General features: G+C 72.2%; 15 protein-coding genes. 9 read left to right on the forward strand and 6 right to left on the reverse strand.

The features are described from left to right. Window positions 1-20: 20 nt before the first annotated feature. The 4 genes from AB0435_RS22400 (at window position 21) to AB0435_RS22415 (ending at window position 4,062) form a co-directional block, all read left to right on the forward strand. A complete protein-coding gene (locus AB0435_RS22400) occupies window positions 21-1,214 on the forward strand; it encodes a thiolase family protein (protein WP_366007254.1) in 1,194 nt (397 codons plus the stop codon). Between the two features lie 100 nt (window positions 1,215-1,314). Then, window positions 1,315-2,061 (forward strand): protocatechuate 3,4-dioxygenase subunit beta, encoded by a 747-nt coding sequence (gene pcaH, locus AB0435_RS22405; protein ID WP_366007255.1) that lies wholly within the window; start codon window positions 1,315-1,317, stop codon window positions 2,059-2,061. Next, window positions 2,062-2,631 carry a protocatechuate 3,4-dioxygenase subunit alpha gene (locus AB0435_RS22410; protein ID WP_366427792.1) on the forward strand — a complete coding sequence of 190 codons (570 nt, stop codon included), beginning with the start codon at window positions 2,062-2,064 and terminating at the stop codon, window positions 2,629-2,631. A 48-nt stretch (window positions 2,632-2,679) separates the two neighbouring features. Then, window positions 2,680-4,062 carry an FAD-dependent oxidoreductase gene (locus AB0435_RS22415; RefSeq protein ID WP_366007257.1) on the forward strand — a complete coding sequence of 461 codons (1,383 nt, stop codon included), beginning with the start codon at window positions 2,680-2,682 and terminating at the stop codon, window positions 4,060-4,062. Window positions 4,063-4,260: 198 nt separating this feature from the next. Here AB0435_RS22415 and hemE read toward each other — a convergent pair whose 3' ends face one another. Beyond that, window positions 4,261-5,346 carry a uroporphyrinogen decarboxylase gene (gene hemE / locus AB0435_RS22420; RefSeq protein ID WP_366007258.1) on the reverse strand — a complete coding sequence of 362 codons (1,086 nt, stop codon included), beginning with the start codon at window positions 5,344-5,346 and terminating at the stop codon, window positions 4,261-4,263. Between the two features lie 90 nt (window positions 5,347-5,436). Here hemE and AB0435_RS22425 point away from each other — a divergent pair, with 90 nt between their 5' ends. The 5 genes from AB0435_RS22425 (at window position 5,437) to AB0435_RS22445 (ending at window position 12,077) form a co-directional block, all read left to right on the forward strand. Continuing rightward, window positions 5,437-6,126, forward strand: coding sequence for a DUF3000 domain-containing protein (locus tag AB0435_RS22425; RefSeq protein WP_366007259.1), 690 nt, complete (start codon window positions 5,437-5,439; stop codon window positions 6,124-6,126). A 167-nt stretch (window positions 6,127-6,293) separates the two neighbouring features. Continuing rightward, entirely contained in the window at window positions 6,294-6,956 is a 663-nt protein-coding gene (locus AB0435_RS22430; RefSeq protein ID WP_116214433.1) for a response regulator transcription factor, read from the forward strand. A gap of 100 nt (window positions 6,957-7,056) precedes the next feature. After that, entirely contained in the window at window positions 7,057-8,334 is a 1,278-nt protein-coding gene (locus tag AB0435_RS22435; protein ID WP_366427793.1) for a ribonuclease D, read from the forward strand. Window positions 8,335-8,656: 322 nt separating this feature from the next. Beyond that, on the forward strand, window positions 8,657-9,874 hold the full coding sequence (locus AB0435_RS22440; protein ID WP_366006687.1) for an acetyl-CoA C-acyltransferase: 1,218 nt from the start codon (window positions 8,657-8,659) through the stop codon (window positions 9,872-9,874). 73 nt (window positions 9,875-9,947) lie between these two features. Beyond that, on the forward strand, window positions 9,948-12,077 hold the full coding sequence (locus tag AB0435_RS22445; protein ID WP_366427794.1) for a 3-hydroxyacyl-CoA dehydrogenase NAD-binding domain-containing protein: 2,130 nt from the start codon (window positions 9,948-9,950) through the stop codon (window positions 12,075-12,077). Between the two features lie 305 nt (window positions 12,078-12,382). On the opposite strand, the gene AB0435_RS22450 is transcribed toward AB0435_RS22445, so the two are convergent. From AB0435_RS22450 to AB0435_RS22470, 5 genes are all read right to left on the reverse strand, one after another. Then, complete coding sequence (locus AB0435_RS22450; RefSeq protein ID WP_366427795.1) at window positions 12,383-13,297, reverse strand: UTP--glucose-1-phosphate uridylyltransferase; 915 nt, start codon at window positions 13,295-13,297, stop codon at window positions 12,383-12,385. An 83-nt stretch (window positions 13,298-13,380) separates the two neighbouring features. Beyond that, on the reverse strand, window positions 13,381-14,724 hold the full coding sequence (locus tag AB0435_RS22455; RefSeq protein ID WP_366427796.1) for a UDP-glucose/GDP-mannose dehydrogenase family protein: 1,344 nt from the start codon (window positions 14,722-14,724) through the stop codon (window positions 13,381-13,383). A 57-nt stretch (window positions 14,725-14,781) separates the two neighbouring features. After that, on the reverse strand, window positions 14,782-16,638 hold the full coding sequence (locus AB0435_RS22460; protein WP_366427797.1) for a glycosyltransferase family 39 protein: 1,857 nt from the start codon (window positions 16,636-16,638) through the stop codon (window positions 14,782-14,784). Continuing rightward, the gene (locus AB0435_RS22465) at window positions 16,638-17,630 is read right to left on the reverse strand and encodes a glycosyl hydrolase (protein WP_366006682.1); all 993 of its coding nucleotides are present in this window, start codon (window positions 17,628-17,630) and stop codon (window positions 16,638-16,640) included. Before AB0435_RS22465 ends, AB0435_RS22460 begins: the two co-directional genes overlap by 1 nt. Continuing rightward, window positions 17,627-19,042 carry a glycosyltransferase family 2 protein gene (locus AB0435_RS22470; protein WP_366006689.1) on the reverse strand — a complete coding sequence of 472 codons (1,416 nt, stop codon included), beginning with the start codon at window positions 19,040-19,042 and terminating at the stop codon, window positions 17,627-17,629. The genes AB0435_RS22465 and AB0435_RS22470 overlap by 4 nt, the downstream gene beginning before the upstream one ends. Window positions 19,043-19,274 lie beyond the last annotated feature (232 nt).

The raw sequence follows: 19,274 nt of genomic DNA on the forward strand, positions 1-19,274 counted from the left end.
CGACGACTTACGGAGCAGCCATGAACGACCGGGTCCGGGATGTGTTCGTCGTGGACGCCGTGCGCACCCCGGTGGGCAAGTACGGCGGCGCGCTGTCCGCGGTGCGCCCCGACGACCTCGCGGCGCACGTCGTCGGGGCCGTGGTGGACCGGTCGCCCGGTCTGGACCCGGCCCGTGTCGACGACGTGGTGCTCGGCAACGCCAACGGCGCCGGCGAGGAGAACCGCGACGTCGCCCGCATGGCGGTGCTGCTGGCCGGGCTGCCGGTCTCGGTGCCCGGCGTGACGGTCAACCGGCTGTGTGCCTCCGGGCTGGAGGCGGTGGTGCACGCGTACCGCGCGATCGCGCTCGGGGACGCGTCGGTGGTGATCGCGGGCGGCGTCGAGTCGATGAGCCGGGCCCCCTACGTCCTGCCGAAGCCCGAACGGGCCTTTCCCGCCGCCCACCAGGAGATGTTCTCCACGACCCTGGGCTGGCGGATGACCAATCCGGCCATGCCGCGGCGGTGGACGACGCCGCTGGGCGAGGGCGCCGAGCTGATCGCCGACAAGCACGGCATCGGCCGGGAGCGGCAGGACGCCTTCGCGCTCGCCAGCCACCGGAAGGCGGCGCGGGCGTGGAAGGAGGGCGCGTACGACGCCGAGGTCGTGCCCCTGCCGGACGTGCTGCTGCCGCGCGACGAGACCATCCGGGACAACACCTCCGCCGAGGCCCTCGCCCGGCTCAAGCCGGCCTTCCGCAAGGAGAACGGCACGGTCACCGCGGGCAACTCCTCGCCGCTGAACGACGGCGCGGCCGCGCTGCTGCTGTGCGACGAGGAGGGGCTGCGGGCGACCGGCCGGGAGCCGCTGGCGCGCGTGCGGGCCTCGGCCGTCACCGGCATCGAGCCGGATCTGTACGGCCTCGGTCCGGTCGAGGCCGTGCGGCGCGTCCTGGCCAAGGCCGGCCGGACGTTCGCGGACGTGACGCACTTCGAGCTGAACGAGGCGTACGCGGCGCAGGTGCTGGGGTGCTTCGCCGAGTGGCCGGAGCTCGATCCCGGGGTGGTCAACCCGCGCGGCGGGGCGATCGCGATCGGCCATCCTCTGGGGTGCTCGGGTGCCCGGCTGGTGGGGTCGGTCGCCCATCAGCTGGCGGCGGCCGGCGCGGGCGTGGGGCTGGCGGCGCTGTGCATCGGGGTGGGGCAGGGGCAGGCGCTGGTCCTCGAACGCTGAGCCCGGCCCCGGCCGGGAGTCCTGGCCGGGAATCACGCACGGACGGCGCGCGCCGGGCGGCCGGGGATCACTTGCGGGGGCGCCGGGGTAGGGGTCGCCCATGGCATCGGAACCCCTCCAGGAACAGCTGATCCGTCGGATACCCGTCCTCCCCGCCGTGGACCGCGCGAACGGCGCGCCCGCGGGCGACTCCGTCCCCTACCGGGGCATCGCGCCACGGCAGCCCGCCCGGCCTCCCGTGCCCGTCGTCGCGCCCGACGCCGTCGAGCTGACCGGTCCCGTCTTCGGGCGGGCCGACGTAGGCCCGCTGGACAGCGATCTGACCCGGCAGCACGGCGGCGAGCCGCTCGGCGAGCGCATCACCGTCTCCGGCCGGGTCCTGGACCGCGACGGCCGTCCGGTGCGGGGCCAGTTGGTGGAGGTGTGGCAGGCCAACGCGGCCGGCCGCTACGCCCACGGGGCCGACCGGCACGCCGCGCCCCTCGACCCGAACTTCACCGGCGCGGGCCGCTGCCTCACCGACGACGACGGCCGCTACCACTTCACCACCGTGCGCCCCGGCGCCTATCCCTGGAACCTCCACACCAACGCCTGGCGCCCGCCGCACGTGCACTTCTCCCTCTTCGGCACGGCGTTCACCCAGCGCCTCGTGACGCAGATGTACTTCCCCGGCGACCCGCTGACGCCGCACGACGCGATCTGGCGCGCCATCGGCGACCCGGCGGCGAGAGCCCGCCTGGTCGCCGCCTACGACCCCGCCCTCAACGTGCCCGAGTGGTCGCTCGGCTACCACTGGGACATCGTCCTGGACGGGCCCGCCGCCACCCCGGCCGAAGGGAGCCGCTGAATGTCCCTCCCCGTCACGCCCTCGCAGACCATCGGCCCCTTCTTCGGCGAGGCGCTGCCGGTGCCGGGCGGTGGTGAACTCGCGCCCGCCGGGCACCCGGACACCGTCACCGTGCACGGGTACGTGTACGACGGCGAGGGCGCGCCCGTGCCGAGCGCGCTGCTGGAGTTCTGGCAGGCGGCCCCGGACGGCTCGCTCACGGGCGCGCCCGGCAGCCTGGACCGCGACGGCGTCACCTTCACCGGCTTCGCCCGTGTGCCCACCCGCGCGGACGGCCGTTACGTCCTGCGGACGCTGCCGCCCGGCGGCGCGCCCTTCCTCTCCCTGTGCGTCTTCGTGCCCGGCCTGAGCCGGGGCCTGTTCACCCGGGTGTACCTCGCCTTCCCGCAGGACGACGAGTTGCTCCTGGGCCTGCCCGCCGAGCGCCGGGCGACGCTCCTCGCGGCGAGGGATCCGGCGACGCACCGGGGGTACCGCTTCGACGTGCGCCTGAGCGGCGAGCGGGAAACGGTCTTCCTGACGTTCGCGAGCGCCCGCCCTGCGGAAGAATCGGGCCCGTCCGGCGGTTGAGGGCACATCGGCGCAGCCGCGTTCCAGGCACGGCGAGAGGGGACACAGATGGTCGCACCGGAGCGCATGGTGGTCATCGGGGGCGACGCCGCGGGGATGTCCGCCGCCTCGCGGGCCCGGCGGCACCGGGGGCCCGGCTCGCTGGAGATCACCGCCTTCGAGCGCGGACACTTCACCTCCTTCTCCGCCTGCGGCATCCCCTATTGGGCGGGCGGCGAGGTCGACGGCCCGGACGCGCTGATCGCCCGTACGGCCGAGGAGCACCGCGAGCGCGGCATCGATCTGCGGATGCGCACCGAGGTGACCGACATCGACGTGGCGCGGCAGCGCGTGCGGGCCCGCGACCTGGAGGGCGGCACGGACCGCTGGCACCACTTCGACCACCTCGTCGTGGCGACGGGCGCCCGGCCGGTGCGGCCGCGCCTGGAGGGTGTCGACGCCCCCGGGGTGTACGGGGTGCAGACCCTGGACGACGGCCAGGCCCTGATCGACGGGCTCACCCGGGCGGCGGGCCGCCGGGCCGTGGTGGTGGGCGCCGGGTACATCGGCGTGGAGATGGCGGAGGCGCTCGTGCACCGCGGCTTCCAGGTGACCGTCGTCGACCGGTCCGCGCAGCCGATGTCCACGCTCGACCCGGACATGGGCGCGCTGGTGCACGAGGCGATGTGCGGGATGGGCATCGAGGTGGTGACGGAGGCCGAGGTCACCGGGATCGTCACCGGCCCGGACGGCCGGGTGGCCGCGGTCGCGACCGCGGCGAAGGAGTACCCGGCGGACGTGGTCGTGCTCGGCCTGGGCGTACGCCCCGAGACGGCGCTCGCCGAGGCGGCCGGGCTGCCGCTCGGGGAGTCCGGCGGGCTGCTGACGGACCTGGCGATGCGGGTGCGGGGCCACGAGAACGTCTGGGCGGGCGGCGACTGCGTGGAGGTGCTGGACCTGGTCTCCGGCCGCACCCGGCACATCGCCCTGGGCACCCACGCGAACAAGCACGGCCAGGTCATCGGCACCAACATCGGCGGCGGCTACGCCACGTTCCCCGGGGTGGTGGGCACGGCCGTCAGCAAGGTGTGCGACCTGGAGATCGCCCGCACGGGCCTGCTGGAGGCCGGGGCGCGGGCGGTGGGCCTGCGCTTCGTGACGGCGACGATCGAGTCGACGAGCCGCGCCGGCTACTACCCGGGAGCCCGGCCCATGCGCGTGAAGATGCTGGCCGAGCGCGGTACGGGGCGGCTGCTCGGCACCCAGATCGTGGGCCGGGAGGGCGCCGCGAAGCGGGTGGACGTGGCGGCGGTGGCCCTGACCGCCCGGATGACGGTGGATCAGATGACGGCGCTGGACCTGGGCTACGCGCCACCGTTCTCACCGGTGTGGGACCCGGTACTGGTCGCGGCCCGCAAGGCGGCCGCGGCGGTCCGGGAAGCGGGGGCGTGACCGGGGCGGGCGGCGGACGGTCTACCTCCCCCAGACTTCGTCCGGGGGTGTCCCCACGGGCTGAATTGCACACCCACATCAGCCGAAACAGCCCGTGGGGGCACCTCCCAGCGGTAGCTGGGGGAGTTTGAGGACACCGCCGCGCAGCGGTGGTGCGGGCAACAACCACCCGCACCCGACCGCAAAATCCGGACAGGCCTAGCGCAGCGTCTGCTCGTGGACGAACTCCACGAGGCGGGTCAGGGCGTCCGGGTCCGTCGTCGGGAGCACGCCGTGGCCCAGGTTGAAGACGTGGCCCTCCAGGCCACGGGCGGCGGTGAGGATCTCGCGGGTCTTCGTCTCGACCGCCTCGCGGCCGGCGAAGAGGACGGCCGGGTCCAGGTTGCCCTGGAGCGCCTTGCCGGGGCCGACCCGGCGGACGGCCTCGTCCAGCGGGATCCGCCAGTCGACGCCGACGACGTCCGCGCCCGCCTCGCCCATGAGGCCGAGCAGCTCGCCCGTGCCGACGCCGAAGTGGATGCGCGGCACGCCGAGTCCGGCGACGGCGTCGAAGACCTTGGCGGAGGCGGGCATGACGGAGCGGCGGTAGTCCGCGGGGGCGAGCGCGCCGACCCAGGAGTCGAAGAGCTGCACGGCCGAGACCCCGGCCGCGATCTGCACCTTCAGGAAGGAGGCGGTGATGTCCGCGAGCCGGTCGAGGAGGTCGGCCCACAGCTCGGGGTCGCCGTACATGAGCGCCTTGGTGTGCTCGTGGTTGCGCGAGGGGCCGCCCTCGACCAGATAGCTGGCCAGGGTGAAGGGCGCCCCGGCGAAGCCGATGAGCGGGGTGGCGCCGAGCTCGGCGGTGAGCATGCCGATGGCCTCGGTGACGTACGGCACGTCGGAGGCGTCGAGCGGGCGGAGCCGGTCCAGGTCGGCGCGGGTGCGGATCGGCTCGGCGACGACCGGGCCGACGCCGGGCTTGATGTCCAGGTCGATGCCGATGGCCTTCAGCGGGACGACGATGTCGCTGAAGAAGATCGCGGCGTCGACGCCGTGGCGCCGGACCGGCTGGAGGGTGATCTCGGTGACGAGGTCGGGCCGCATGCAGGAGTCCAGCATGGGGATGCCCTCGCGGAGCTTGCGGTACTCCGGCAGCGAGCGGCCCGCCTGGCGCATGAACCACACCGGTGTGTGCGGCACCGGTTCGCGTCGGCACGCCCTCAGGAACGCCGAGTCGTACGCCGCGGTGCGGCCGGTCTGCTGCTGGCTGGCGGGCTGGCTGGGCTCCCTGCGCTCACTCATGCCCCAAATCTTCGCACGGGCCGAACGAGTGACCCGCCCATGTGGGTGTCCTACCCGGAACGGGGCCACCTTCCGCCTAGTCTTCCGGGCATGGCTGCGGCGCAGGGACACCTCTCGGACGGTCCGGACGACGAGGATGGGGAGGACTCCCCGTCCGTCTTCCGGCAAGCGGTCGCGGGACTGCAAGGAGTGCGCCTGCGGCCCGAGATCGAGCTGGACGCGACACCGCCGCCCCAGCGGCTCGCCCCCTTCTCGTACGCGCTGGAGGCCGCGGTCGTCGTCGACGACGAGGAGCTGGCGGACGGCCGGCTGATCCTGCTGCACGACCCGGCGGGCCACGAGGCGTGGGGCGGTACGTTCCGGCTGGTCACGCTGGTGCACGCCGATCTGGAGCCGGAGATGGCGGCGGACCCGCTGCTGCCGGAGGTGTGCTGGTCGTGGCTGACGGGCGCGCTGGAGGCCCGGCGGGTGCCGTACGGGGCGCCGAGCGGGACGGTGACCCGGGCGAGCTCGCACTACTTCGGGGGGCTGCGGGAGCGGGAGCCGTCGACGCGCATCGAGATCCGGGCCTCGTGGTCGCCGGCGGAGCCGCCCGCGGGCCCGGCGGGGCAGGCCGCGGCGGGCCAGGGTACGGCGGGGTCCGGCGGCGTGCCGGACACGGCGGCGCACCTCGCCGCCTGGTGCGACCTGCTGTGTCAGATCGCGGGGCTGCCGCCGGGCGGGGGTCCGGAGGCCGGGGTGGTGACGCTTCCCCAGCGCCGGGACCCGCAGAGTCGTTGATCGACCAACCGTCCGAATTGCCCGAATTGTTACTCATCAATTCGTGATCATTCCCTAAAGCCGGGACGCTTCGCTGCCGAAGAGGCTTGTGACCCTTCCCATACGGATCGCCCCGGCACACCCCCCACGCCGGCACCGTCCCCCCGCCACTCCCCCCTGGAGGCTTGGTGTCCGTTCTCCTCGAGCAACCTGCGAGCCTCGCCTACCGCCCGAACAAACCGACGGCCATGGTCGTCGTCGCCGACCCCCGCGTCCGCTCCACCGTCACCCGCCACCTCTGGGCGCTCGGCGTGCGAGATGTGATCGAGGCGTCGTCCATCGCGGAGGCACGCCCTCGCGTCGGCAACCCGCGCGACATCTGCGTGGCCGACGTCCACCTTCCCGACGGCTCGGGGCTCACCCTGCTGTCCGAGACCCGCGCCGCCGGCTGGCCCAACGGGCTGGCCCTGTCCGCCGCCGACGACATCGGCGCCGTGCGCAACGCCCTGGCAGGAGGCGTCAAGGGCTATGTCGTCACCGGCACCCGTACCAACCTGGGCCTGCCCGGCCGCCCCGGCGCCGCGCCCATCGGCTCCGCCGCCGCGGCCCGCATGCACCGCCGCCCGCCCGGCGCCCCCGGCCACCCCGGCGGCTACCGCGAGCTCTCCGGCCGGGAGGTCGAGGTGCTGCGACTGGTCGCGGAGGGCCAGTCCAACAAGGCCATCGGCGTCTCGATGGGCCTGTCCGCGCTCACCGTCAAGAGCCACCTCGCCCGCATCGCGCGCAAGCTCGGCACCGGCGACCGCGCCGGAATGGTCGCCGTCGCGCTGCGCACCGGCATCATCCACTGACCGCTCCCGGCGGGCGCCGCGCGCCCCTGGAATCGGCACCACGCCCGTCGAGGGGACGTACCGTCGGCGGGCGCTTGCCATACACAGATACCCTTGACCGGTGACCGACGCCCAAGAGACCGCAGAAGACACGACACTGCGAACCACCGGGGGCGCTCCCCCGGACGACGTCGATTCGGCGCCGATCCCCCTGCTGGAACCACGCGAAGGCATCCCGCCGGTCGTCGCTGACAACGATGCCCTGGCCGAGGTCGTCGCGGCGTTCGCAGCGGGCACGGGCCCCGTCGCCGTCGACGCGGAGCGCGCCTCCGGCTACCGCTACGGCCAGCGCGCCTACCTCGTACAGCTCCGCCGCGAAGGCGCGGGCTCCACCCTGATCGACCCCGTCGGCTGCCCCGACCTGTCCACGCTCGGCGCGGCCATCGGCGACGCCGAGTGGGTGCTGCACGCCGCCACGCAGGACCTGCCGTGCCTGCGCGAGATAGGGATGACACCGTCGCGGCTCTTCGACACGGAGCTGGCGGGACGGCTCGCCGGATTCGCCCGCGTCGGCCTCGGCGCCATGGTCGAGAACGTGCTCGGCTACGCCCTGGAGAAGGGCCACTCCGCCGTCGACTGGTCCACCCGCCCGCTGCCCGACCCCTGGCTGCGCTACGCCGCGCTCGACGTGGAACTGCTCGTGGACCTGCGCAACGCCCTGGAGGCGGAGCTGGACCGGCAGGGCAAGCTGGAGTGGGCCCGCGAGGAGTTCGCGGCCATCGCCGCCGCCCCGCCCGCGCCGCCGCGCAAGGATCCGTGGCGCCGCACGTCCGGCATGCACAAGGTCCGGCGGCGCCGGCAGATGGCCGTGGTCCGCGAGCTGTGGACCGCGCGCGACCTGATCGCGCAGCGGCGCGACGTCTCGCCCGGCAAGGTGCTCGGCGACGCCGCGATCATCGAGGCCGCCCTGAACCCGCCGCCGAACGCGCACGCCCTCGCGGCGCTCCCCGGCTTCGGGCACCGCATGAGCCGCAAGCAGCTCGAAGGCTGGCAGGCCGCGGTCGACCGCGCCCGCGCGATCCCCGACTCCGAGCTGCCGCAGCCCGGCCAGCCGCTGACCGGCCCGCCGCCGCCCCGCGCCTGGGCGGACAAGGACCCCGCGGCCGCGGCCCGCCTCTCGGCCGCCCGCACGGCGGTCTCCGCGCTGGCGGAGGAACTGAACATGCCGCAGGAGAACCTGATCGCCCCGGACACGGTGCGCCGCCTGTGCTGGGAGCCGCCGGCGGAGCCTTCTCCGGAGACGGTCTCCGGGATCCTCTCCGCGCACGGTGCGCGGGCGTGGCAGGTCGCGCAGGTGACACCGCTGCTGGTGGCGGCGCTGCGTACGCCGGCGGGCTGAGGCCCTGACTGCGGGCCCGTTGCCGCCTGCGGCGGGCTTTGTTCCCCTACCCCGCCCCTTCCCGGTTTCGGGAAGGGGCGGGGCTGGGGAACAAAACAAGCCCGGCCGACGATTGAGGCCGCGCCCCAAGGGCGCCTCCGCCGCAGGCGGCCGACGGCGGGCAGCCGGAAACGGAAGCGCTCCCCGATGTGACGTTCGCCGCCCCGTAAGGGGACTGGGCAGCATGGTTACCCGCAAGTAGCATGACGGCATGAGTCCGCGTCGCGGCGGAGCCGTACCGGCATGCCCGCGCGCAGCGATCCGCACCTGGAGGAGAGCCAACGTGCCTCGTACCGCTAGGGACGTCGTTTTCGTCGACGGCGTCCGCACCCCGTTCGGCAAGGCGGGCCCGAAGGGCATCTACCACGAGACCCGCGCGGACGACCTCGTCGTCAAGTGCATCCGTGAGCTGCTGCGCCGCAACCCGGACCTGGATCCCGCCAAGATCGACGAGGTCGCGATCGCCGCGACGACGCAGATCGGCGACCAGGGTCTGACCCTGGGCCGCACGGCCGGCATCCTCGCGGGGCTGCCGCAGTCCGTGCCGGGCCTGTCCATCGACCGCATGTGCGCCGGCGCGATGACGGCCGTGACGACCGTCGCCGGTGGCGTCGCGTTCGGCGCGTACGACATCGCGGTCGCGGGCGGTGTCGAGCACATGGGCCGCCACCCGATGGGCGAGGGCGTGGACCCCAACCCGCGCTTCGTGTCGGAGAAGCTGGTCGACGAGTCGGCCCTCTTCATGGGCATGACCGCGGAGAACCTGCACGACCGCTTCCCGCAGCTCACCAAGGAGCGCTCGGACGCCTTCGCGGTCCGCAGCCAGGAGAAGGCCGCCAAGGCGTACGCCGACGGCAAGATCCAGCCCGACCTGGTGCCCGTCTCGATCCGGCGCACCTCCCCCGAGGGCGGCGAGCTCGGCTGGGGCCTGGCCACGGCCGACGAGCCGATGCGCCCGGGCACCACCATGGAGGGCATCGCCAACCTCAAGACGCCGTTCCGGCCGCACGGCCGGGTGACCGCGGCCAACTCCTCCGGCCTCAACGACGGCGCGACCGCCTCGCTGATCGCCGCCGAGGACGTGGCGCGCGAGCTGGGCCTGCCGGTCCGGATGCGCCTGGTGTCGTACGCCTTCGTCGGCGTCGAGCCCGAGGTGATGGGCTACGGCCCGATCCCGGCGACCGAGAAGGCGCTGGCCAAGGCGGGCCTGTCGATCGACGACATCGGCCTGTTCGAGATGAACGAGGCGTACGCGGTGCAGGTGCTCGCGTTCCTCGACCACTACGGCATCGCGGACGACGACCCGCGGGTCAACCAGTACGGCGGCGCGATCGCCTTCGGCCACCCCCTCGCCTCCTCCGGCGTGCGTCTGATGACGCAGCTGGCCCGGCAGTTCGAGGAGCAGCCGCACGTCCGCTACGGCATCACCTCGATGTGTGTCGGCTTCGGCATGGGCGGAACGGTCATCTGGGAGAACCCGCACTTCGAGGGGGACAAGTGAGCGAGCGTAGCGAGCGAGCAGAAAATAGGGGCAGCACGTGCGCATGCTCGACCGAACGAAGTGAGGGAGCGGCATGAGCAACACCGCTGAGCTGTTGAAGGGTGCGGCCGAGCTGTTCCCCGACGAGGTCGTGACCCAGGCGCACGTGCGCCACCTCGACCTCCCCCTGGGCGCGGGCAGCTTCGCGCTCATCACGCTGGACAACGGCCTGGACCACACCAAGCCGACCACCTTCGGCCCGCAGTCGCTGGCCAACCTGGACGCCGCACTCGACCAGGTCGAGGCGGAGGCCGCGGCCGGGAAGATCGTCGGCGTCGGTGTCACCGGCAAGCCGTTCATCTTCGCCGTGGGCGCGGACCTCAAGGGCGTGGAGCTCCTCAAGCGCCACGAGGACGCGGTGGCCATCGGCAAGGGCGGCCACGACGTCTTCAAGCGCCTGTCGGCGCTGGCGGTCCCGTCGTTCGCGTACTACAACGGCGCGGCGATGGGCGGTGGCGTCGAGGTCGGTCTGCACTGCTCCTACCGCACGGTGTCCAAGGCGATCCCCGCCTTCTCGCTGCCCGAGGTCTTCCTCGGTCTGGTCCCGGGCTGGGGCGGCTGCGCGCTGCTGCCGAACCTCATCGGCGCGGACCGCGCGATCTCGGTCGTCATCGAGAACTCGCTCAGCCAGAACCGGCAGCTGAAGGGCAAGCAGGTCTTCGAGCTCGGCATCGCCGACGCGATCTTCGAGGGCGCCGACTTCCTGGAGCAGTCGCTGCTGTGGACCGCGTCCGTCCTCAAGGGCGGGACCGAGGTCGTGCGCCAGGAGATCGACCGCGGCGAGGCCTGGGACCAGGCCGTCGAGCGCGGCCGGGCCATCGCGGACTCCAAGGTGCACGGCGCGGCCCCGGCCGCCTACCGCGCGCTGGACATCATCGCCGCGGCCAAGAACGGCGACCTGCGCCAGGGCTTCGAGGCCGAGACCCAGGCCCTCGCGGACCTGATCATGGGCGGCGAGCTGCGCAGCGGCATCTACGCCTTCAACCTGGTGCAGAAGCGCGCCAAGCGCCCGGCCGGCGCGCCGGACAGGTCGCTGGCCCGCCCGGTCACCAAGGTGGGCGTCGTCGGCGCCGGCCTGATGGCCTCCCAGCTCGCGCTGCTCTTCGCGCGCCGCCTGGAGGTGCCGGTCGTGCTGACCGACATCGACCAGGAGCGGATCGACAAGGGCGTGGGCTATGTCCACGGCGAGATCGACAAGCTCCTCACCAAGGGCCGGATCAACCGGGACAAGGCGAACCGCCTGAAGGCCGCGGTCACGGGCTCCCTCGACAAGGCCGCCGCCTTCGGCGACGCGGACTTCGTCATCGAGGCCGTCTTCGAGGAGATGGGCGTCAAGCAGCAGGTGTTCGCCGAGGTCGAGGCGGTCGTCCCGGCCCACACGATCCTGGCGACCAACACCTCCTCGCTGTCGGTCAGCGAGATGGCATCGAAGCTGAAGCACCCCGAGCGGGTCGTCGGCTTCCACTTCTTCAACCCCGTCGCGATCCTCCCGCTGCTGGAGATCGTGCGCGGCGAGCGGACCGACGACGCGGCGCTGGCCACGGCCTTCGGTGTGGCGAAGAAGCTGAAGAAGACCGCGGTGCTGGTGAAGGACGCCCCGGCGTTCGTCGTCAACCGCATCCTCACCCGCTTCATGGGCGAGATCCAGAACGTCATCGACGAGGGCACCCCGGTCGCGACCGCCGAGAAGGCCGTCGAGCCGCTGGGCCTGCCGATGTCGCCGCTGGTGCTCCTGGAGCTGGTCGGTCCGGCCATCGGCCTGCACGTCTCCGAGACGCTGGCCGCGTCCTTCCCCGACCGCTTCAAGGTGTCGCCGAACCTGGCCGCCGTGGTCAAGGCCGGCAAGCGCGGCTTCTACGTCCACGATTCCGGCAAGCCGGAGCTGGACCCCGAGGTCGTCGCCCTCCTGGTGCAGGGCGACTCCGTCCTCACCGAGGAGCAGGTGCGCGACCGGGTCCTGGACGCCGTCGCGCAGGAGATCGGCATCATGCTGGACGAGGGCGTCGTCGCCGAGGCGCAGGACATCGACCTGTGCCTGATCACGGGCGCGGGCTGGCCGTTCCACCTGGGCGGCATCACGCCGTACCTGGACCGGGCGGGGGTCTCCGAGCGGGCCGTCGGCAAGAGGTTCCTTGCCGACGGGATCGCCAGCGTTCCCGCCTGACGGCTGGTCTCTTGCCTACGGGCCGCGTGCGTACGGGTTTTCCGTGCCGCGCGGCCCGTTGGCGTTTCCTGTTCCCCTGCCCCGCCCCTTCCCGAAACTGGGGGCAAGCCCCCAGACCCCCGCAACACGCTTCGCGCGTTGTCCTCAAACGCCGGACGGGCTGAATTACGCACCCACATCAGCCAAAACCAGCCCGTCCGGCGATTGAGGACGCGCCCGCAGGGCGCCCCGCCGCAGGCGGCAACGGACCCGCAGCCGGGGTCTGGGGGCCTGCCCCCAGTCCTGGTGACGGACGTCGGCGGAGCTCACTCCGTCGGCGAAAGCTCCGTCGCAGCGAATTCGCGCAGCCACTCCCGGAACTCCGGCCCGAGGTCCTCGCGTTCGCAGGCGAGCCGGACCGTGGCGCGCAAATACTCGCCACGGTCCCCCGTGTCGTAGCGGCGGCCGCGGAAGACGACTCCGTACACCGGGCCGCCGGCGCCCGTGGTCGCCAGCTCGTGGAGTGCGTCGGTGAGCTGGATCTCTCCGCCCCGGCCCGGCGCGGTGCGCCGCAGGACCTCGAAGACGGCGGGGTCGAGGACGTAGCGGCCGATGACCGCGTAGTTGCTCGGGGCCGTGCCGGGTGCGGGCTTCTCCACCAGCCCCGTGACCCTCAGCGCCTCGCCGTCGCCCGTCGACGGCTCCACCACGGCGCAGCCGTAGAGGTGGATACGGTCGGCGGGTACCTCGGTGAGGGCGATCACGCTGCCGCCCAGTCGCTCCCGCACGGCGATCATGCGCGACAGGAGCGGGTCGCGGGGGTCGATGAGGTCGTCACCCAGCAGGACCGCGAAGGGGCTCCGCCCGACGTGGGCCTCGGCGGCCAGCACCGCGTGCCCCAGGCCCAGCGGGTCGCCCTGGCGGGCGTAGTGCAGGGTGGCCAGGGTGCTGGACTCCCGTACGAGCGAGAGGCGTTCGCGGTCGCCCTTGGCCTCGAGCACGGTCTCCAGCTCGTGGGCCCGGTCGAAGTGGTCCTCCAGGGCACGCTTGTTGCGCCCGGTGATCATGAGGACGTCGGTGAGCCCCGCCGTCGCCGCTTCCTCCACGACGTACTGGATGGCCGGCTTGTCGACGACGGGCAGCATCTCCTTGGGCGTGGCCTTGGTGGCCGGCAGGAAACGGGTGCCCATGCCCGCGGCGGGGATGACGGCCTTGACCACGGGGGTGGTGGGTGTCTGCATGACGGGGCGTGGCCGAGGCCACTCCTCTCTCGTGTGGAGTCTCGTGTCGAACCTGCGGGGTGCCTGCGGGTCCGCGGCACCGTTCACGGGGTGGCCTCGAACGCGCCGGAGGCGCGGCCCAGTGCGTGGAAGTCCCAGCCGGCGGCGGTCCAGGCGGCGGCGTCCAGGGCGCCGCGGCCGTCCACGATCCGCGGGTGGTGGGCCAGCGGCGCCAGTGCCGCGGGGTCCAGTTCCCGGAATTCCCGCCACTCGGTCAGGTGCAGGACGACGTCCGCTCCGCGCACGGCGTCCTCGGCCGACAGCGCGTGGCCCAGCAGCGGGTGGGCCTTGCGGGCGTTGTCCATGGCCTTCGGGTCGTACACGCTCACGTCCGCGCCGCCCTGCCGGAGGCGGGCGGCGACGTCCAGGGCCGGGGAGTCACGGATGTCGTCGGACTCCGGCTTGAACGCGGCGCCGAGCACGCCGACGCGCCTGCCGGGGAGCGAGCCGCCGCACAGCTCACGGGCCAGCTCGACCACGCGGTCGCGTCGGCGCAGGTTGATCGCGTCGACCTCGCGGAGGAAGGCCAGCGAACGGCCGGTGCCCAACTCCTCGGCGCGCGCCATGAAGGCACGGATGTCCTTGGGCAGACAGCCTCCGCCGAAGCCGACTCCGGCGCGGAGGAACCGGGCGCCGATGCGCTCGTCGTGGCCGATGGCCCTCGCCAGCACGGACACGTCCGCGTCCGCCGCCTCGCACAGCTCCGCCATGGCGTTGATGAAGGAGATCTTGGTGGCGAGGAAGGCGTTGGCGGCGGTCTTGACCAGTTCGGCCGTGGGGAAGTCGGTGGTGACCACGGGGGTCCCGGCAGCGATGACCGGGGCGTAGACCTCGCGCAGCAGCGCCTCGGCAGTGGCCGAGCGCACCCCGAGGACCAGCCGGTCCGGCCGGAGCGTGTCCTGCACGGCGAACCCCTCCCGCAGGAACTCGGGATTCCACGCCAGCTCCGCGCGGGAGCCGGCCGGAGCCAGCTCCGCGAGCCGCTGGGCCAGCCGGGCCGCGGTGCCCACCGGCACGGTGGACTTCCCGGCCACCAGCGCGGGCCCCGTCAGGTGCGGGCCGAGGGCCTCGACCACCGCGTCCACGTAGGTGAGGTCGGCGGCGCCGGAGTCCTCGCGCTGCGGGGTGCCGACACACAGGAAGTGCACCTGCCCGAACTCCGCCGCCTCTTCGTAGGAGGTGGTGAAGCGCAGCCGGCCCGACGCCGTGTGCTTGGCCAGCAGCTCTTCCAGCTCCGGCTCGTAGAAGGGGACCCGCCCCGCGCGCAGCGCGCCGATCTTGTCCGGATCGACGTCGACCCCGAGCACCTCGTGCCCGAGCTCCGCCATGCAGACGGCATGGGTGGCACCGAGATAGCCGGTGCCGATGACAGTGAGCCGCAAAGACACGGCTTCTCCTTGTGACGATTTCCTGGGAGCGGACAGCCCCTGGACGCGGACAGATCGCTAGCGCTTGACCCACACTCGGTAGGCCCCGGTGCCGGAGGAGTTCTCGAAGGGGACGGTGGCCAGCAGCCGGTAGCGCGCGTTCGCCTTGAGGCTGTCGGCGATGACGGCGTCGGTGCCGGCGGCGGAGAGCCCGTCGAGCACGACGAGGTCGAACCACCCGTCGTCGAGCGCCTTCTTGTACCCGTCCTCGCCGGTGTGCGTGGCGCCGCGGGAGTCCTGATAGCTGATGTTGTCGGTCGGGGTCCACTGCCGCTGGCCGGTCTGCCCGCGGAGGTAGTACACGGCCACTTCATGCGTGTCGCCGAGGTAGCGGCCCTTGTCGTTCACGTACGGGCGGAGCACGTCGACCAGTTGCGTGGAGTTCGGCCAGACACCGAAGCGCCAGGTCGACTGGGCCAGCCCCACGCAGAGCATCACGACCCAGAGCAGGATGCCCAGTTGCGGGTACCGGAAGTGCGCGCCGACCAGGCGGCTCACGCCGATTCCCGCCATGGGAGCGGCGAAGAGCAGCCCGAACCCGATGTGCTTGAACAGCGACACCCCTGTGCCCAGATACATCTGGTAGGCGGGGGCCAGCAGGGCCGTGCCGCAGAGCACGAGGCCGACCACGATCCGTCGGCGCCGGCCGGGCCCGCCCATGTTCAAGGACCGCGGGGACTCGTTCATGCGGCCGCGGCGCGCGTAGGAGAACGCTCCGACGCACGCTGTCGCGAACAGCAGCCCGCCCCAGGCGGCCGACCTCTTCAGGAGGTCGAAGGCGCCATCCGTGCCGTGTTCACGATCGGTCGTGGTCTTCTCGACACCCGCGAGCACGTCGGAGGCGACCAGCGCGATGCCGAGCAGCGCCACGATGCCCGCGGCCAGGGCCGCGCCACGCCACAAGGACCGCTTGCCCCGGTGCGGCCAGGCGGTGAGCACGGCGAGCACGAGGACCGTCGGAAGATAGAGGGCGGCGGCGTATTTCACGCCGACGGCCAGGGCGGCGACGGGGGCCGCGAGCAGCACGGCGGCGACAGGCGCCCGGTCCGTCCGCACGACGATCCAGGTGGCCAGCGTGAGCAGGAACAGCGCCGCGGCGTCGTACGTCGCGAAGTTGCCCAGCACGATCGTGGACTGGGTGACGGCGAACAGGGCCGCCGCCGCCAGTGCCACCCGTTCGTTGAACATCCGCCGGGTGAAGGAGTAGAGCAGCGCGGTGGTGCCCAGCATGCAGGCGAGGCTGAGGGCACGCGCTCCGGCCAGCCCGAACGCGGAGTCGGCGAGGGCGGCCAGCACGGGGTACAGCGACGACGAGCCGGAGAAGTACGCGTTGTAGTCGACCGGGAGCTCGGCGCCGTGGAGCAGGTGGTCGAGCTCCATGTGACCCGCGTAGAGGTAGAGCGCCTCGTCCTGGAACGCGGTGTTGCTCAGCCGCAGGGAGAGCACGGCCTGGATGGCCAGGACGCACAGCAGCACGGCACGGCTGACCCACCCGCGGCGCCTGCTCTGGGCCATGTCCCAGCCCGCGTCGGGGGTCGGCGGGATGCGGTACGCCGGCTCGGGGTCGGCAGCGGGCTCGGCGGGCGGGGCGTCCTGCCGCGACTGCCACTGCGGAACCTGCTGCTCCTCGTAGGGCGCGTACGGCGCGGCGGCCGACATCTGCCCCTCGGTGGGGGCCGCGGCGTACTGCGCCGCCGGGTACGGCTCGTTGGCCGGCGTGGTGTACGGGTCGTACGTCTGCTGCTCGGGCCCGGTGACCTGCCCGCCGGCCCAGCCCATGTCGTAGTACGGGTCGTCGCGGTCGGGTGTGTGGCCGTCCTGCTGCCCCGGCACTCGGTACCCGCGTCCCCTGGGTTCGTCGATCGAAGGTTCCATCACGGTTTCCGCACGTCGAAGCCGAAGGAATCGTCGGCTGCCAGTCGTTTGAACTCGGCCAGCGCCAAGGGGCTGACCTCCAGCCGCCAGTCGGCGCGCTTGTTGTGGTCGAACCAGACGAAGCCGATGATGTCGTCCCGGTCGGTGACGCCCTTGAAGAGGTTCTGCACGTCGGCCTTGCGGCGCGCGCCCGGCTCCGCCGCGGTCTCCAGGATGAGCACGGGCTTGTCGCTGAAGGTGCGGACCTTCTTGAGGGTCGGGCCGAAGACGTGGTCGAAGGCGTTGTCCTCGTACTTGGTGAAGTAGCCGACCAGGCCCACCCAGTCGACGTAGGCGTCACCGGGGTAGTACTGCTCGATGTCGACGCTCTTGACCGAGTTGACGATGTTCGGCGACCAGGCCCAGATGACGTTGGTGGCGCCGGCCTCGTCGAAGACCTCACGGAGGTGCTTCCAGGCCCGGACGTAGTCGGCGGGCTTGACGTGCTTGGTGCCCCACGTCTCCCAGTGGCCGTTCATCTCGTCCGCGAAGCTGATGGCGACGGGCAGGCCGAGCTTCCGCACGCCCGCGGCGTACTTCTTGAGGTAGGCGTCGGTCTTACCGTCGGCGATGTCGGCGATGGTGGTGTCGGCGGGCTCCCAGGACACCACCGTCAGGGCGCCGCCCTCCCAGGCGTTGCGGACGCCCGTGGCGTTGAAGTCGTCGCCCCAGGCCGCGTAGTACTCCAGCAGGTTCGGCTTCTTGCCCACCATCTCGGTGTATTTGTCCACCGGAGCCATGGAGGTCGGGGCCTTCTCCACCGCGGCGCCGAAATACTTCTTGCGGGGCTGGATCAGGGGGCGGAGGTCGTGGGGCTTGACGAACTCCTCGGTCGCCTTGACCGAGGGCCGGGCCTCCGCGGCGGATTCCGCCGGGGAACAGCCGGCCAGGGGGGCCACCACGGCGGCGGCCAGCGCGACGGCCGCGGCGGTACGGGCTATGTGAGGGCTCATGCGGCGTTCTCCGCTCGGGGCTGCACCAGGACCCGGCCGACGACCAGGGCGTAGAACAGGCCGGAGGACAGGATCAGGGCGAAGTCGGGCGCGTACATGGTGAACATGCGCCAGACGGCGGCGCCCACCCAGAGGAGCGCGGTGCCGCCGCTCCACACCCACATCCCGATCCAGAAACGCCGGGTCTTGTTCTTCTTCGCGCCGGAGGAGCCGGTCGGCTGCCAGCCCATGCGGTTCTTGCGGAGGATGTCCCAGATGGCGAAGACGTGCGCCCAGCCGTACATCATGCGGGCCGACCACGCCTCCAGGCGGTAGGGCGCCTTGTGCCAGAGGGGGAAGATGATGGTGGTGTACACGATGCTGGGCAGGACGAGCAGCAGGTGCTCGACCTTCAGCTTCTCCGGCATGGTCAGCAGCAGCACGAGGGGGATGACCGGGGCCGCGAAGGTGAACAGCGCCGTGTGGATGTAGTAGAAGAATCCGGACAGGTAGCAGAGCCGGCTGGAGAGCCGGATCTTCGCCTTCCAGAATTTCCGGCTGGACATCAGGCTCATCGACCCGGAACACCAGCGGTACTGCTGGTTGAAGAACGCTCCGGCGGTGTCCGGGCACACCCCGGTCGACACCGCTATCGGCACATAGCGAAGGTCCCAGCCCAGGCCCCGGAGATCGAAGCCGGTGTGCACGTCCTCGGAGTGCTCGATCAGCGTGGTGCCGCCGTTGGTGTCGAGCGCCGCCCGCCGGTAGACCGCGCAGCTGCCCACGCAGATGGCGCCGTCGCTGCCCTGTCGCGAGACCTGGACCGACCGGTAGAACAGCTCCTGGACGGCCCCCGCGCCGCGTTCGATCCAGTTCTGCGAGTCGAGCACCCGGAAGTACTGCGGCGACTGGACGATTCCGATCCGGTCGTCGTCCTCCATATACGGAAGCAATTCTTCCAGGAGGTCGGCGCGCGGCGCGAAATCGGCGTCGAGGATGAGGATGTACTTTCCGTCGGACTGCCCGTAGCCGAAGTGCATGTTCCCGGCCTTCTTGAACCAGCCACGGTTCGGCCGGGTGCCGTAGCGGAAGCCGAAGTCGGCTGCCATCGCGGCAAGTTCGGGACTGGCGGCGTCGTCCATGACGAACGGCACGCAGACGCCCGGATAGCGGTCGGCCAGGGCGCGCACGTGGGTCCATGTGTTGTGGAGCACCTCGATGGGCTCGCCGCACACGGGGAGAAAGACGTCGACCGAGGGATATTCGGCGGGCTGCCAGTTCCGGACCAGGCGCTTATGGTTCTTGATGTCGAAATCACGGGTGACAGCGTTCACCCGCAGCGAAATCAAGTAGTAGACGACGGTAAAGACCAGCAGCGGGACATAGATCCACAGAAGCGGGGTCGAGGCCGCCAGCTTGAACTGGCTCAGCACGAGACAGACGAAGCTGATCAGCGAACTCAGAGTGAGCACCCACAGGTGGCGCTTCACGTACGCGTACTTCTCACGATCCGTGGGCGGCTGCGGCAGCAACCCGCCGTGCGCCACCCCTCCACGCTCGGCACGCCGCCGGCCCCCACCGGAACGCGCCCGATGCCCGCCCGTGCGGGCAGGCCGAACTGAACTCATCTGAACCCCTCCGGGCCGACCGGCCCGACTCGTCCCC

Source organism: Streptomyces sp. NPDC051173, from assembly GCF_040689515.1.
In the GTDB taxonomy this organism is placed as follows: domain Bacteria; phylum Actinomycetota; class Actinomycetes; order Streptomycetales; family Streptomycetaceae; genus Streptomyces.